Origin of the sequence: Streptomyces sp. NPDC017676, from assembly GCF_044329325.1 — a bacterium.
Lineage (GTDB): Bacteria > Actinomycetota > Actinomycetes > Streptomycetales > Streptomycetaceae > Streptomyces.
Genome location: NZ_JBIRJA010000026.1, coordinates 1 through 14,994, shown reverse-complemented (window position 1 = coordinate 14,994; position 14,994 = coordinate 1). Strand labels below are relative to the sequence as shown.

The following is a 14,994-nucleotide window of genomic DNA, read 5'->3' as shown; positions in this document are numbered from 1 at the left end:
TGAGTGGACCGGGGGGATGGATGATCGACGCGTACGAGGATCCGGGCACGCCCGACACCCGCGGCGGCTGGCGGTTCCTGTGGTGGCTGGTGCGGTGTCAGCGGGGGCGTTCGGCGGCCGGGGCGCTGCTGGGCAGCACCTGGATGGTGCTGCTGGCCGCACAGCCGTACCTGATGGCGCGGGCCGTGGACGACGGGCTGCTGCCGGGGCGGTTCGGGGTGCTCGCCGGGTGGACCGGGGCGATGTTCGTCGTGGGGGCGCTGAACGCCTGGGTGAGCATCCTGCGGCACCGGGTGATGACGCGGGTCCGGATGGACGCCAACTTCCGGACGGTCAAGGTGGTCGTGGGGCATGTGGTGCGGCTGGGGGCGGCGCTGCCGCGCCGGGCCGGGGCCGGTGAGGTCGTCACCATCGGGGTCGGGGACGTACAGACCCTGGCGACGGCGCTGACGGTGGTGGGTCCGGGGGTCGGCTCGCTCGTGGTCTACGGGGTGGTGGCCGGGCTGCTGCTGGCGATCTCCGCGCCGCCGGCCGCGGTGGTGCTGCTCGGGGTACCGGTGATCGCGCTGCTCACCGGGCCGGCGGCGGTGCGGCTGCAGAGGGCGGAGAGCGAGTACCGCGAGCTCCAGGGGGTGCTCACCGCGCGCATCGGCGACCTCGCGGGCGGGCTGCGCGTCCTCAACGGGCTGGGCGGCAAGGGGCTGGTCGCGGACGCGTTCCGGGACGACTCGCGGCGGTTGCGGGCGCAGGGGTACCGGGTCGGCGCGGTGGCCAGCTGGGTGCAGGCGCTCGGGGTGGGTCTGCCGACCCTGTTCCTCGCCGTGGTGACCTGGCTGGCGGCCCGCCTGACCGCCGAGGGCTCCCTGTCGGTGGGCGAGTTGGTCGCGGTCTACGGCTATGTGGCGGTGCTCATCGGACCGGTCGCCTTCATCGTCCGGATGGCCTACGACCTCAACCGGGGCGTGGTGGCCGCGCGCCGGGCGGTACGGCTGCTGCGGCTGGAACCGGAACCGGACACCGGCACCCTGCCCGCGCCCAGCGGACCGGCCGAGCTGCACGACCCGGCGTCCGGGGTGCGGGTGGTACCGGGCCGGCTGACCGCGCTGGCCGCCGCCCGGCCCGCCGAGGCCGCCGCCGTGGTCGACCGGCTCGGCCGGTACGGGCCCACCGACGCCACCTGGGGCGGGGTGCGGCTCGACGCGGTCCCGCTGACGGACGTACGGCGGCGGGTGCTGGTCGCGGACAACGAGGCGGACCTGTTCGCCGGGCCGCTGCGGGAGGTGCTGGCCGCCGCGCACCCGGCCGACGAGGCGGCGCTGCGCCGGGCGGTGCACGCGGCGGCGGCCGAGGACGTGGTCCGGGGCCTGCCGGACGGACTGGACTCGGCGGTGGCCGGGCAGGGGCGCAGCCTCTCCGGCGGACAGCGGCAACGGGTGCGCCTCGCCCGGGCCCTGCTGGCCGACCCCGAGGTGCTGCTCGCCGTGGAACCGACCTCGGCCCTGGACGCGCACACCGAGGCGACGGTCGCCGACCGGCTCCGGGCGGCCCGGGAGGGCCGCACCACGCTGGTGACGACGACGTCCCCGCTGCTCCTGGCCCGGGCGGACACGGTGGTGTTCCTGGCCGACGGCAAGGTCGCGGCGACCGGCCCGCACGCGTGCCTGCTGGCGCGGGAACCGGCGTACCGGGCGCTGGTCGCACGGGACGGCGGGACGGCGGACATGACGGAGATGACGGAGATGACGGATGTGACGGACGCGACCGACATGACGGGCGCGACGACCCCACCCGCGAAGGAGCCCCACGCATGACCTCCGGTGACGCGCTGCTGCCCGTCGCCGGCCGGGCGGCCGTGCGGCGGGCCACGGTGCGGCTGGTGTCGGCCGACCGCCGGGCGTTCGCCGGGGCACTGGGGCTGAACGCGCTGGCCGCCGCGGCGGGGCTGGCCGGCCCCTGGCTGGTGGGCCGGATCGTCGACGAGGTGCGGGCCGGGCACGGGGCCGGCGCGGTGGACCGGCTGGCGTCCTGGATCGTGGTGTGCGCGCTGGCGCAGATCCTGCTGGCCCGCTGGGCGCGGTACGTCGGGCACCGGTTCGGGGAGCGCACGCTGGCCCGGGTCCGCGAGGAGTACGTCGAGCGGGTGCTGGCGCTGCCCGCGTCCGTGGTCGAGCGGGCCGGTACCGGCGATCTGACCGCGCGGGGCACGGCGGATGTGGCGACCGTCGGCACGACCCTGCGGGACGTCGGCCCGGAGCTGCTGGTCGACGCCGTGCAGGCGCTCTTCGTGCTGGGCGCGGTGTTCGCGCTCGACCCCCTGCTGGGGGCGTTGGGCCTGCTCGGTCTCACCCCGATCCGGCTGGCGCTCCGCTGGTACCTGCGGCGCGCCCGGGACGGCTATCTCGCCGAGGGCGCGGCGACCTCGCAGGTCGCGGAGACCCTCGCGGCGACGGCGGCCGGCGCGCGGACGGTGGAGGCGTTCCGGCTGCGGGAGCGGCGGATCGCGGCGAGCCGGGACGCGCTGGAGGAGTCCCGCCGCACCCGCCTGTACACCCTGCGCCTGCGGTCGGTGTTCTTCCCGGCGGTCGAGGTGACGTACACCGTGCCCGTGGTCGGTGTGCTGCTGCTCGGCGGCTGGCTGCACGCCCGGGGGGCGGTCGGGGTGGGCGCGGTGGTGGCGGCGGCGCTGTACCTGCGGCAGTTCACCGAGCCGCTGGACCAGATCCTGATGCGGGTGGAGCAACTGCAGAGCAGCGGGGCCTCGTTCGCGCGCGTGGAGGGGCTGGCGCAGGCGCCCCGGGGCGAGGGCGAGGGCGTGTCCGCGGTGCCGGCGGACGACCGGATCGAGGTGCGCGGGGTGCGGTACGCGTACGAGCGCGGCGGCGAGGTGCTGGGCGGGGTGGACCTGACGGTGCGGCCCGGGGAGCGGCTCGCCGTGGTGGGGCCGTCCGGCGCCGGGAAGACGACCCTGAGCCGGCTGCTCGCGGGCGTCGACCGGCCCGGTTCCGGCGCGGTGACGGTGGGCGGGGTGCCGGTGGCCGGGCTGGCACCGGAGCTGCTGCGCCGGCAGGTGGTGCTGGTCACCCAGGAGCACCACGTCTTCCTGGGCAGCGTGCGGGACAACCTCCGCATCGCCGAACCCGCCGCCGACGACGCCGCCTTGTGGTCGGCGCTCACGGCCGGGGGCGCCGACGACTGGGTGCGGGCCCTGCCGGACGGGCTCGACACCCGGCTGGGCGAGGGCGGCCGGCCGACGGACGGTGCGCAGGCCCAGCAACTCGCCCTCGCACGCGTGGTCCTGGCCGATCCGCACACGTTGATCCTCGACGAGGCGACGGCCCTGCTGGATCCGGCCACCGCGCGGCACACCGAGCGCGCCCTCGCCGCGGTGCTTGAGGGCCGTACGGTCATCGCCATCGCCCACCGTCTGCACACGGCGCACGACGCGGACCGGGTGGCGGTCATGGAGGACGGCCGGGTGACCGAACTGGGGACGCACGAGGAGCTGGTGGCGGCGGGCGGTGCGTACGCGGCGCTGTGGCGGACGTGGCACGGGCGGGCACCCGGGCGGTGACCCGCCACCGCCCCGAGCGGTGACCCGCCATCGCCCCTGACCGTGTCCCGCCATCGCCCCTTACGGTGTCCCGCCGACCAACGATCCGCATATCGAACATGAACATCCGGTCAACGAACCATTTCCGGCCAAGTTGGTGACGCGGTCCTGACAAGTGGTGAGATCCCCTGCCACTCTTCCCAGGCCGACTCACAGCGGCCCCACAGTTTCCGCGCCTCCGTGTGAGCCGGCTCCGCACCTGCACGTGGCTTTCGCGTAACGCCTTGTTCTGCCCGGACGCCCCAACCCACCGTCCGGTCTCCCCGGCCGCGCGACCCGCGGTCACGCAGAAGGAGTCAGTGTGAGAAGCAATTCCTCTCGCGGACGCACCTCCCACACCCCGCACCGCCCCACCGCCCACCGCCGCACCGCCACCGTCGCCCTCGCCGGTGTCGCCGCCCTGATCGCCGCCGCCGTCCAGTCCGGCGCGGCCACCGCGGCCCCGGCGGCGCCGCGGGCCGGCCAGGCCCACGCGGCGGTCGGGCTCACGCCCGCGCAGCGCGCCGAGCTGATACGCCACGCCGACGCCGGCACGGCCGCCACCGCCCGGCGGATCGGCCTGGGCACCCAGGAGAAGCTGGTCGTCAAGGACGTCGTCAAGGACGCCGACGGCACGCTGCACACCCGCTACGAGCGCACGTACGGGGGCCTGCCGGTGCTCGGCGGCGACCTGGTGGTGACCACCGCCAGGTCGGGCAAGACCATGGAGGTCATCCGGGCCACCAACGCCACGCTGAAGGTCGCCGGACTCACCCCGGCCGTGCCGAAGGCCGCGGCCGAGAAGCAGGCCGTCCAGCGGGCGAAGGCGCTCGGCGGGACCAAGTCGGCCGCGGACAGCGTCCGCAAGGTCATCTGGGCGGCGAGCGGCAAGCCCGTGCTGGCGTACGAGACGGTCGTCGGCGGCCTCCAGGACGACGGCACCCCGAACCAGCTCCACGTCATCACGGACGCGGCCACCGGCAAGAAGCTCTACGAGTACCAGGGCGTCGAGAACGGCGTCGGCAACACCCAGTACAGCGGCCAGGTCACGCTGACCACGACCCAGTCGGGCTCGACGTACACGCTCACCGACGGGGCACGCGGGGGCCACAAGACGTACAACCTGAACCGGGGCACCTCCGGCACCGGCACGCTGTTCTCGCAGACCAGCGACACCTGGGGCAACGGGACCACGTCGAACGCGGCCACCGCGGGCGCGGACGCCCACTACGGGGCGGCGGTCACCTGGGACTTCTACAAGGGCGTGTTCGGCCGCAGCGGCATCAGGAACGACGGCGTCGGCGCCTACTCCCGCGTGCACTACGGCAACGCCTACGTGAACGCGTTCTGGGACGACAGCTGCTTCTGCATGACCTACGGCGACGGCTCCGGCAACGCCAAGCCGCTGACCGCGATCGACGTCGCCGGCCACGAGATGAGCCACGGCGTCACCTCCAACACCGCGGACCTCAACTACAGCGGCGAGTCCGGCGGCCTGAACGAGGCCACCAGCGACATCATGGGCACCGGCGTGGAGTTCTACGCCAACAACAGCTCCGACGTCGGCGACTACCTCATCGGCGAGAAGATCGACATCAACGGCAACGGCACCCCGCTGCGCTACATGGACAAGCCCAGCAAGGACGGCGCGTCCAAGGACAGCTGGTACTCGGGCATCGGCGGCGTCGACGTGCACTACTCGTCCGGCCCCGCGAACCACTTCTTCTACCTGCTCAGCGAGGGCAGCGGCGCCAAGGTGATCAACGGCGTCAGCTACAACTCGCCGACGGCGGACGGGCTTCCGGTCACCGGCATCGGCCGGGACAAGGCGCTGCAGATCTGGTACCGGGCGCTGACCACCAAGTGGACGTCGACGACCAACTACGCGGGCGCCCGCACCGGCACGCTCGCGGCGGCCGGCGAGCTGTACGGCACCACCAGCGCCGAGTACAAGGCGGTGCAGGACGCCTGGGCGGGCGTCGGGGTCGGTGCGCGCTCCGGTGGCGGGGGCGGTGGCGGTACGTCGTACGAGAGCACCACGCCGGTGTCGGTGCCGGACAACGGTCCCGCCGTCACGTCGTCCATCACCGTTTCCGGCCGCAGCGGGAACGCGCCGAACAACCTCCAGGTGGGCGTGGACATCACCCACACCTGGCGCGGTGACCTGGTGATCGACCTCATCGGCCCGTCGGGCACCGCCTACCGGCTGAAGAACTTCAGCTCCTCGGACTCGGCGGACGACGTGAACGAGACCTACACGGTCAACGCCTCGGCCGAACCGGCCAACGGCACGTGGAAGTTGCGGGTGCAGGATCAGGCCACCTACGACACCGGAACGCTCAACGGCTGGAAGCTGACCTTCCCGTAAACCGCACGCCAAGAACCCGGGACCACGGGGCTGTCCGAGGGTCGAGCACCCTCGGACAGCACCCGGTTCACACGCCCGAAACGTTTCTCGGACAGTTGACTTTCGGCCAACATCACGTCAGGGGCCTGACATGTACGCGCCCTTGATGTCACTCTCTCTCCACCCGCCGCAGCAGCACAGCAACTTCACAACGCCACATACTCCGGCCAGTAACCCCACGCTGCCCGGACTCCCCCACGAGAAGGAGCTTCTGTGAGCCCCCTCTACGCGCGTCGCAAGCGCACCACTCTGGCCATCGCCACCGCTGTCGCCGCCGGAGCCCTGCTCGCCACCGGTGTCACCACCAGTGCCACCGCCCAGCCCACGGCCAAGCCGCTCGCCGCCGCCCCGACCGCGCTGTCCGCCGCTGCGCGCACCACCCTGATCCAGCAGGCCCAGGCCGACGCGGCCGGCACCGCCCGGCAGATAGGCCTCGGCGCCCAGGAGAAGCTGGTCGTCAAGGACGTCGTCAAGGACGCCGACGGCACCGTCCACACCCGCTACGAGCGCACCTACGCGGGCCTGCCGGTGCTCGGCGGCGACCTGATCGTCCACACGGCCAAGTCCGGCAAGACCCAGGGCGTCACCAAGGCCACCAAGTCGGCCATCAAGGTGGCCTCCCTCAAGCCGCAGATCACCGCCGCCAAGGCCGAGAAGCAGGCGGTGACCGCCGCCAGGACGCTGGGCTCCGCCAAGACCACCGCGGACGGCGCCCGCAAGGTGATCTGGGCCGGCTCCGGCAAGCCCGTCCTCGCCTACGAGACCGTCGTCGGCGGCCTCCAGGACGACGGCACCCCGAACCAGCTCCACGTCATCACCGACGCGGCCACCGGCAAGAAGCTCTACGAGTACCAGGGCGTCGAGACCGCGACCGGCAAGACGCTGTACTCCGGCACGGTCACGCTCAACTCCGTGCAGTCGGGCTCGACCTACCAGCTCACCGACAGCGCGCGGGGCAACCACAAGACCTACAACCTGGCCCGCAAGACGTCCGGCACGGGCACCCTGGTGGCCAGCTCCACCAACGTCTTCGGCACCGGTACCGCCTCCACCTCGTCCTCCGACCAGACCGCGGCCGCCGACGCCGCCTACGGCGCGGCCGAGACCTGGGACTTCTACAAGAGCACCTTCGGCCGCAACGGCATCAAGAACAACGGGGTCGGCGCCTACTCCCGCGTGCACTACGGCAACGCCTACGTGAACGCGTTCTGGGACGACAGCTGCTTCTGCATGACCTATGGCGACGGCTCCGGCAACGCCGACCCGCTGACCTCGCTGGACGTGGCCGGCCACGAGATGAGCCACGGCGTCACCTCCAACACCGCGGGCCTGAACTACTCGGGTGAGTCCGGCGGCCTGAACGAGGCCACCTCGGACATCTTCGGCACCGGCGTGGAGTTCTTCGCGAACAACGCGTCCGACCCCGGTGACTACCTCATCGGCGAGAAGATCGACATCAACGGCGACGGCACCCCGCTGCGCTACATGGACAAGCCCAGCAAGGACGGCGGCTCGGCCGACTACTGGTCCTCGTCCGTCGGCAGCAAGGACGTGCACTACTCGTCCGGCGTCGCGAACCACTTCTTCTACCTCCTGTCGGAGGGCAGCGGTTCGAAGACGATCAACGGCGTGACCTACAACTCGCCGACCTACAACGGCGCCGCGGTCACCGGCATCGGCCGCGCCAAGGCACTGCAGATCTGGTACAAGGCGCTGACCACGTACATGACGTCGACGACCAACTACAAGGCCGCCCGCACGGCGACCCTGAACGCGGCGTCCGCACTGTACGGCTCCGGCAGCGCCGAGTACAACGCGGTCGCGGCGGCCTGGACGGCGGTCAACGTCAGCTAGTCGCCCAAGGCTCGTGAGGGGGCGGCACCCGGGAAGCGGTTCTTCCGGGTGCCGCCCTACCCTTGTGTCCCATGTCCTCGGCGACCTTCACCTATGAGCCGGTCGGCGCGACCCGCGACGATCTCACCTTCTGCCCGCCCGGCTTCCACCCCATGCTGGTCCGCACCCGCCTCGGCGAGGGCCAGGAGGTGTTCCAGCGAGCCGCCGAGGCGGTCCTGACCTGGGAGATGCACCGCGCCCTGGGCGTCGGCATCGACGCCGGCGCCGACCGCGCCGCCCCCGGCACCGACGTCACCGTCACCCTGGCCGGCGTCATCAGGGCCCCCTGCCGCATCATATGGACGGCCGAGCAACACCGCCGGGCCGGCTGGGCCTACGGCACCCTCGAAGGCCACCCCGAGTGCGGCGAGGAGGCCTTCGTGGTCGACCGCACCGGCGACGGCACGGTCTGGCTGACGGTGGCGGCCTTCAGCAAGGCCGCCAAGTGGTACGCCCGCGCGGGCGGCCCGGCGACCCGGGGCCTGCAACACGCGTACGCACGCCGGTGCGGGGTTGTACTGCGGAGGCTGTGCGGGGGCCTGCCGGAAGCATGACCGTTTGAGAAGGCTGGAATGCGGTCGTGTTGCTGACGGCATTCCCGCTCCGCGTTGCGATCCAGAACGTGGCGATGTGGTGATCCGGCCGTGAATGATCACGGGGGCGATGCCGGATCGGCGGCAAAGATACCGAGGTCACGGCTGTACGACTATATGGAACCGGCCTTTACGGACCAGCGGTACACGACCGCGCCGGAGGCGTCCGAAGGCATCGGTTTGCCTGAGCGTGGGGCAACGCGGGCCGACACCGCTGAGCATGGGCGGCTTGAGTTCGCGGTCCTGCTGGGTGAGTTCCGGCGCACGCCCGTGCTCGTCCCCGTCGACCCGGAGACCGGTAGCCCGTTGGCGGCTGATTTCGGTGGTGTGCGCTGGTTCTACGCCTTCTCCAGCGAGGGGGCGCTGGCGCGTTTCGCGCTCGCGCGGGGTGAGGGTGAGCGGGAGTGGCCGTACCAGCGGTGGCTGGGGGCGCGTCTGCTGGACGCGGCGGTCCCGGCGGTCGGGGTGCCCTGCGGGGTGGCGCTGGACTGTGCTGACGGTGAGGACGGGATGGTCTTCCCGCCGGTGCGCGGGATCGTGCCGGACGGGGTGGCGGTGGACGCCGACGCGGCGGCGGAGAACAAGGGGGGCGAGCGGTGACCGGGGGCGGCGGCAAGGACCTGGCGACGCAGGGGCTCGGCCTGATCGCCAAGGGGCTGACCGAGGCGCTGGGCGAGCTGAAGGAACTGGGCATGGTCGGCGAGGCCGGCGCCGGGCGTGGCTTCGGTGACATCGCCCTGTCCGGGCTGGAACTGGGCCACGAGGGGCTGACGGACGAGTTCACGTCGTTCTGCGAGCGCTGGGAATGGGGCGTGCGCTCGCTGATCAACGAGGGCAACGGCTTCGCCGCGAGGACGGGCCTGGCGGCGGGCACGTACTACGAGACCGACCAGTACGTGGACGGCACTTTCACGCGCGCTGGGCATGTCCGACGAACAGTACGACCGGCTGGTGGACGACGTCTCCGGCCCCTCGCCCGAAGCACGCGCCCAGGCCGCCGAGCAGGGCGGTGAGGGCTGATGGGCTTCGGCGATGTGACCAACGCGCTTCTGAGTGGTGCCGAGGACCTCTACGACAAGGGCAGCAAGAAGCTCGGCGAGGGCGTCGACTGGGCCACGGACAAGGTCGGCGAGGGTCTGGACGAGGTTGGCGCGCACAAGTGGGCCGATGTGGTGGAGGACTGGGGCGACGGGATCGCCTCCGACCTGGGCGCCACCCCGGGTGAGCAGCAGCTCGGCCAGAGCGAGGAGGCCAACGAACTCGTCCACGGCAACCCGGACAAGATCCACGCAAGCGCCAAGCACCTCAAGGACTTCCACAACGCGTTCGACAAGGTCGGCCAGGGACTGAAGAAGGTCGACTCCTCCGGCTGGAAGGGCGAGGGCGGCGACGCCTTCCGCGAGAAGTTCGCCGTGCACCCCGCCAAGTGGGCGCAGGCCGCCGAGGCATGCAACACAGCGGCAGCCGCTCTGGAGTCGTACGCCGACACCGTCAAGTGGGCACAAGGACAGGCCAAGGAGGCCGTCGAGCTCTACAAGAAGGGCGTGAAGGCCTCCAAGGACGCGGTGGAGGCGTACAACAAGAAAGTCGACGCCTACAACGCCAAGATCAAGGCCGACGAGGACCCCGGCCCCAGGCCGGGTCAAGACAGCCCTGGCCCACGCCCCCGCCGAGCCCCCACCCCTGAGCCGCCTCAAGAACGACTTCACCGACCAAGCGCTGTCCACCGGCATCGAACTGACCCACTTCGCCGGCGGTGTGGCCAAAGGCACCGCCGGCCTGGTCAACTTCGCCCGCGGCCTGAACCCCGCCGACCCCTACAACCTCACCCACCCCGCCGCCTACCTGCAGAACGTCAGCATGACGCTCTCCGGCCTGACCTCCACCGCCGCCCAACACCGAGACGGGCCTCAATTGCAACTACCTCAGGTATTACGACCCCGAGGTCGGCCACTACGTCAGCCTGGACCCCCTCGGCCTGGCTCCGGCGGCCAATCCTGTCGAGCATGTGGACCGGCCTTCCGTTTCCTGTGATCCTCTTGGACTTGCTCCCCAGAAGTCACCGGTCCCGCCCAAACCGTACGAGACACTCAATCTCTCCGACCTTGCGAAACATTTCAATCCCGAGGGCGGGAACATGAACTGCACGTACGTCGTCGACGCGTTCGAACGATATACGCGAGGCGAGGGAATACATTCCGTGCCCGGACACATCGGGGGACCGCAGTCCCTCGAACGACTTGAGAACTTGCATGGAGGAAGCTTCAAGGACACGAGCTTCTGGGCATGGTCGACCATGTCCGGAACGCTGGACACGGTGCCCGGGGAATAGTCGCGGGCGAGTCCCCCATCCCGGGGACGCCAGGGCACGTATTCAATGTCGTGAATCATCAGAATCGAGTACTATTCATTGATGTCCAGACTGGATTCGTCGACCCTACCTACTTCAATGCATTCAAGTTGATGAGGACGAACTGATGTACACCATGGAACAAGCAGAACGGATTGCAGCGGATTACATCCAGCAGATGTCCGCGGACTGGGATAACAAGATCGCCCTGTTCCCGGACGAGGAGTGCAAGACCCAGAAGGGCGAGTTCTTCTATTTTGCCTTCCAGTCCGCGAAGTATCTCGCCATGAGGGACGACAAGTACTTCCTTTACGGACCCTGCCAGATTTCTGTGCACAGCGCGACCGGCGAATGCCGACTTCTCAGCATCCAGGAATCATACGAAATCGCCCCGTTCAACGGACGGTAGCCGCGTGGCACGCCACCCCCGCGGCTACCGCCGGCCCCGCCGGTCAGCTCACCGCAACACCATCCCCGCCCCCTCCACCACCTCCTGCGACGGCACCGTCACGAGGCCCAGTTCAGCGGCGGAGGAGAGGAGGGGGTGCGTGGGGAGGATGCGGACCGTGTAGCCGTAGGGGCCGGTGCGGTCCAGGGAGAGGGGGCCCTCGTAGAGGAGCCGGCCCTCCAGGTCGGGGGCGCCGGCCGGCTTCAGGGGGACCACCGTGGCGTCCGTGATGCGGTCCTCCTCGTCCACCCGCCCGGACACCGCCTGCACCTCCACGTCGTCCGGGCCCAGTTCACCGAGGCCGACCCGGACCCGCAGGCCCACGGTGCCGCCCAGTTCCACCGTGGCCGTCGTCGCCGTCGTCTCGACGTGGTCGACGCTCACCCCCGGCCACGCGGCCCGCACCCGTGCCTTCCACTCGGCGAGGTCCCGGGCCGTGTCGGGGGTCAGCGCGCGGTGCGCCCGCGCGGCGGGGGCGTAGAGCCGGTCCACGTACTCCCGGACCATGCGGCCGGCCAGCACCTTCGGGCCGAGCAGGGAGAGGGTCTGGCGGACCATCTCGATCCAGCGGTCGGGCAGACCGGCGCGCCCACGCTCGTAGAAGCGGGGGGTGATCCGCTGCTCCAGCAGGTCGTACAGGGCGGACGCCTCGATGTCGTCCCGCCGGTCGGGGTCGGTGCCGGCGCCGTCCGCGGTGGGGATCGCCCAGCCGAAGTCCGGCTGGAACCACTCGTCCCACCAGCCGTCCAGGACGGAGAGGTTGAGGCAGCCGTTCAGCGCCGCCTTCATGCCGGAGGTGCCGCAGGCCTCCAGGGGGCGCAGCGGGTTGTTCAGCCAGATGTCACAGCCGGGGTAGAGCTTCTGCGCCATCGCCATGCCGTAGTCGGGCAGGAAGACGATCCGGTGGCGGACCCGCGGGTCGTCGGCGAAGCGGACCAGCTCCTGCACCAGGCGTTTGCCGCCGTCGTCCGCCGGGTGCGCCTTGCCCGCGACCACGATCTGGACCGGGCGCTCCGGGTGCAGCAACAGCTCCATCAGGCGGTCGCGGTCGCGGAGCATCAACGTCAGGCGTTTGTACGACGGGACGCGGCGCGCGAAACCGATCGTCAGGACGTCCGGGTCGAGCACCCCGTCGATCCAGCCCAGCTCGGCGTCGCCCGCGCCACGTTGCCGCCAGGACGCCCGCAGCCGCTCCCGTACCTCCAGCACCAGCTGCTCGCGCAGGGTGCGGCGCAGTTCCCAGACCTCCTGGTCGGGGATGTCCGCCACCGCGTCCCAGCGCTCGGAGCGGCCGACGCTCAGCGCGTCCTCGGCCCGCTGGACGCCGATCTGCCGGACGCCGAGCCGCAGCACCTCCGGCGCCACCCAGGTCGGCGCGTGCACCCCGTTGGTCACGGAGGTGATGGGCACTTCCTCGGCGTCGAATCCCGGCCACAGTCCGGCGAACATGTTCCGGCTGACCTGCCCGTGCAGCAGCGACACCCCGTTGGCCCGCTGGGCCAGCCGCAGCCCCATCACGGCCATGTTGAACAGGTTCGGCTCGCCGCCCGGGTAGGTCTCCATGCCCAGCGCCAGGACTCGCTGCACGTCGATGCCGGGCAGTTCGGCGTCCGGGCCGAAGTGCCGGCCCACCAGCTCCCGGTCGAAGCGGTCGATGCCGGCCGGGACCGGGGTGTGCGTGGTGAACACCGTCCCGCCCCGCACGGCCTCCAGCGCCGAGTCGAAGTCCAGTCCGTCCGCGCACAGTTCGGCGATCCGCTCCAGGCCGAGGAAGCCCGCGTGCCCCTCGTTGGTGTGGAACACCTCCGGCTCCGGGTGCCCGGTGAGCCGGCAGTAGGTCCGTACGGCCCGCACACCTCCTATGCCGAGCAGCATCTCCTGGAGCAGCCGGTGCTCGCTGCCGCCGCCGTAGAGCCGGTCGGTCACCCCGCGTTCGCCGAGCTCGTTCTCCTCCACGTCCGAGTCGAGCAGCAGCAGCGGCACCCGGCCCACCTGGGCGAGCCAGATCCGGGCGCGCAGTGCCTTGCCGCCGGGCAGCGCGAGGGAGACCTGCGCCGGGGTGCCGTCGGCCTCCTTGAGCTGGGTGAGCGGCAGTTCGTTCGGGTCGAGCACCGGATAGTGCTCCTGCTGCCAGCCGTCCCGGGAGAGGGTCTGCCGGAAGTACCCGTGCCGGTACAGCAGTCCCACCCCGATCAGTGGCACCCCGAGGTCGCTGGCCGCCTTCAGATGGTCGCCGGCGAGGATGCCGAGGCCGCCCGAGTACTGCGGGAGCGCGGCTGTGATGCCGAACTCCGGCGAGAAGTAGGCGACGGCGGCGGGCAGGCCGGCGGCCTGTTCCTGGTACCAGCGGTCACCGGTGAGGTAGTCGTCGAGATCGTCGGCGGCGGCGGTGAGGCGGCGCAGGAACCGACGGTCCCCGGCCAGCTCGGCCAGCCTGGCCGGTCGCACGCCGCCCAGCAGCCGCACCGGGTCTCCGCCGGCCCCGGCCCAGCCCTCGGGCCAGACGGACTGGAACAGGTCGCGCGTTTCGGCGTGCCAGGACCAGCGCAGGTTGCGCGCCAGGTCGCTCAGGGGCCGCAGGGGGTCGGGGAGTACGGGACGGACGGTGAACCGACGGATCGCCTTCACATGCCACCTCGACGCGTCGCGGGGTGAGACGCACGGCGTTGTACGTCTCGTCGTCGTCTTCGACGGTAGTGGTTACCGCGCGGTCGGTGGGGACGTACCCGTCGGGGGTGTCGGGGGGCGTCAAGACCCGGTCACCGGGCACTCGGAAACCGGGGCCGGTCTTGTGGGTGGACGTACGCGTGAGTAGTTAACACAGTGCCGGATTGCCCACCCGAACCGGGTGGGAAGGCTCCTCCGGTACGCACCCCACAGCAGCACCACAGCACCTCCGCAGGACCCACCTCCCCATATCCATCCGCCCATACCCTGTTGAAGCGGACAGGAGCGGTCATGCCCGCCACGCACCACTCGTCAGCACCCCCGACAAGCAGCAAGGCCAAGGCAGCAGGAAAGAAGACGACGGGCAGGAAAGGCGCGGCCCCGGCCGGCGCCGCCGGTCCGTCCGCCGCCGGGGAACGGTCCTCCCCGGACACGGCCACGACCGTGGGCCGTATCCCCGTCCTCGACGTACGACCCGTGGTCCAGCGCGGCCGCCGGCCCGCCAAGGCCGTGACCGGGGAGTCGTTCGAGGTGTCGGCCACCGTGTTCCGGGAGGGCCACGACGCCGTCGCGGCGAACGTGGTGCTGCGGGACCCGGCGGGCCGGCCCGGCCCCTGGACACCGATGCGGGAACTCGCGCCGGGCACCGACCGCTGGGGCGCCACCGTCGTCGCGGGCGAACCCGGCCACTGGACCTACACGGTGGAGGCCTGGTCGGACCCGCTCGCCACCTGGCGGCACCACGCCCGGATCAAGATCCCGGCCGGCATCGACACCGAGCTGGTCCTGACCGAGGGCGCGCAGCTGTACGAGCGTGCGGCCGGCGGGGTCCCCGAGGACCTGCGGCAGGTCGTCCTGGACGCGGTGGCCGCCCTGCGGGACGAGAACCGCCCGGCGGCCTGGCGGCTGGCGGCGGCCCTGGCGCCGGAGGTGGAGTCGGTCCTCCGCCGCCATCCGCTGCGGGAGTTGGTCACGGCCTCCGATCCGATGCCGCTGCTGGTGGAGCGTGAACGCGCGCTGTACGGCTCGTGGTACGAGTTCTTCCCC

The 14,994-nt window shown here is 71.6% G+C and carries 11 protein-coding genes and 2 pseudogenes; 12 read left to right on the top strand and 1 reads right to left on the bottom strand.

Annotated elements, in window-relative coordinates:
• Positions 1-20: 20 nt before the first annotated feature.
• From ACH4LD_RS38535 to ACH4LD_RS38485, 11 genes and pseudogenes are all read left to right on the top strand, one after another.
• Positions 21-1,811, top strand: a complete 1,791-nt coding sequence (locus ACH4LD_RS38535) for an ABC transporter ATP-binding protein (protein ID WP_398058976.1) — start codon at positions 21-23, stop codon at positions 1,809-1,811.
• Positions 1,808-3,571, top strand: coding sequence for an ABC transporter ATP-binding protein (locus tag ACH4LD_RS38530; protein ID WP_398106214.1), 1,764 nt, complete (start codon positions 1,808-1,810; stop codon positions 3,569-3,571). Before ACH4LD_RS38535 ends, ACH4LD_RS38530 begins: the two co-directional genes overlap by 4 nt.
• Positions 3,572-3,911: 340 nt before the next feature.
• A complete protein-coding gene (locus ACH4LD_RS38525; protein WP_398058974.1) occupies positions 3,912-5,957 on the top strand; it encodes a M4 family metallopeptidase in 2,046 nt (681 codons plus the stop codon).
• Between the two features lie 252 nt (positions 5,958-6,209).
• The gene (locus ACH4LD_RS38520; protein ID WP_398058973.1) at positions 6,210-7,850 is read left to right on the top strand and encodes a M4 family metallopeptidase; all 1,641 of its coding nucleotides are present in this window, start codon (positions 6,210-6,212) and stop codon (positions 7,848-7,850) included.
• 71 nt (positions 7,851-7,921) lie between these two features.
• On the top strand, positions 7,922-8,443 hold the full coding sequence (locus ACH4LD_RS38515; RefSeq protein WP_398058972.1) for a DUF1990 domain-containing protein: 522 nt from the start codon (positions 7,922-7,924) through the stop codon (positions 8,441-8,443).
• Positions 8,444-8,662: 219 nt separating this feature from the next.
• Positions 8,663-9,082 (top strand): hypothetical protein, encoded by a 420-nt coding sequence (locus ACH4LD_RS38510; protein ID WP_398058971.1) that lies wholly within the window; start codon positions 8,663-8,665, stop codon positions 9,080-9,082.
• Entirely contained in the window at positions 9,079-9,495 is a 417-nt protein-coding gene (locus tag ACH4LD_RS38505) for a hypothetical protein (RefSeq protein ID WP_398058970.1), read from the top strand. The genes ACH4LD_RS38510 and ACH4LD_RS38505 overlap by 4 nt, the downstream gene beginning before the upstream one ends.
• 6 nt (positions 9,496-9,501) lie before the next feature.
• Positions 9,502-10,095 (top strand): annotated as a pseudogene (locus ACH4LD_RS38500) (putative T7SS-secreted protein); the annotation flags it as partial.
• A 344-nt stretch (positions 10,096-10,439) separates the two neighbouring features.
• A pseudogene (locus ACH4LD_RS38495) lies at positions 10,440-10,814 on the top strand (hypothetical protein); the annotation flags it as partial.
• A complete protein-coding gene (locus tag ACH4LD_RS38490) occupies positions 10,769-10,960 on the top strand; it encodes a toxin glutamine deamidase domain-containing protein (RefSeq protein ID WP_398058969.1) in 192 nt (63 codons plus the stop codon). The pseudogene ACH4LD_RS38495 and the gene ACH4LD_RS38490, both read left to right, overlap by 46 nt.
• Positions 10,960-11,241 (top strand): hypothetical protein, encoded by a 282-nt coding sequence (locus ACH4LD_RS38485; RefSeq protein ID WP_398058967.1) that lies wholly within the window; start codon positions 10,960-10,962, stop codon positions 11,239-11,241. The genes ACH4LD_RS38490 and ACH4LD_RS38485 overlap by 1 nt, the downstream gene beginning before the upstream one ends.
• A gap of 48 nt (positions 11,242-11,289) precedes the next feature.
• Here the strand turns inward: ACH4LD_RS38485 and ACH4LD_RS38480 are convergent, their stop codons facing one another.
• Positions 11,290-13,908 carry a glycosyltransferase family 1 protein gene (locus ACH4LD_RS38480; RefSeq protein ID WP_398058966.1) on the bottom strand — a complete coding sequence of 873 codons (2,619 nt, stop codon included), beginning with the start codon at positions 13,906-13,908 and terminating at the stop codon, positions 11,290-11,292.
• A 330-nt stretch (positions 13,909-14,238) separates the two neighbouring features.
• Here ACH4LD_RS38480 and ACH4LD_RS38475 point away from each other — a divergent pair.
• The coding region (locus ACH4LD_RS38475; protein ID WP_398058965.1) for a maltotransferase domain-containing protein at positions 14,239-14,994 on the top strand (756 nt) is incomplete at its 3' end.

Coding starts and splice junctions, on each gene's coding strand:
- ACH4LD_RS38490 (WP_398058969.1), top strand. CDS start 10,769: ATGGTCGACCATGTCCGGAACGCTGGACACGGTGCCCGGGGAATAGTC.
- ACH4LD_RS38485 (WP_398058967.1), top strand. CDS start 10,960: ATGTACACCATGGAACAAGCAGAACGGATTGCAGCGGATTACATCCAG.
- ACH4LD_RS38515 (WP_398058972.1), top strand. CDS start 7,922: ATGTCCTCGGCGACCTTCACCTATGAGCCGGTCGGCGCGACCCGCGAC.
- ACH4LD_RS38530 (WP_398106214.1), top strand. CDS start 1,808: ATGACCTCCGGTGACGCGCTGCTGCCCGTCGCCGGCCGGGCGGCCGTG.
- ACH4LD_RS38535 (WP_398058976.1), top strand. CDS start 21: ATGATCGACGCGTACGAGGATCCGGGCACGCCCGACACCCGCGGCGGC.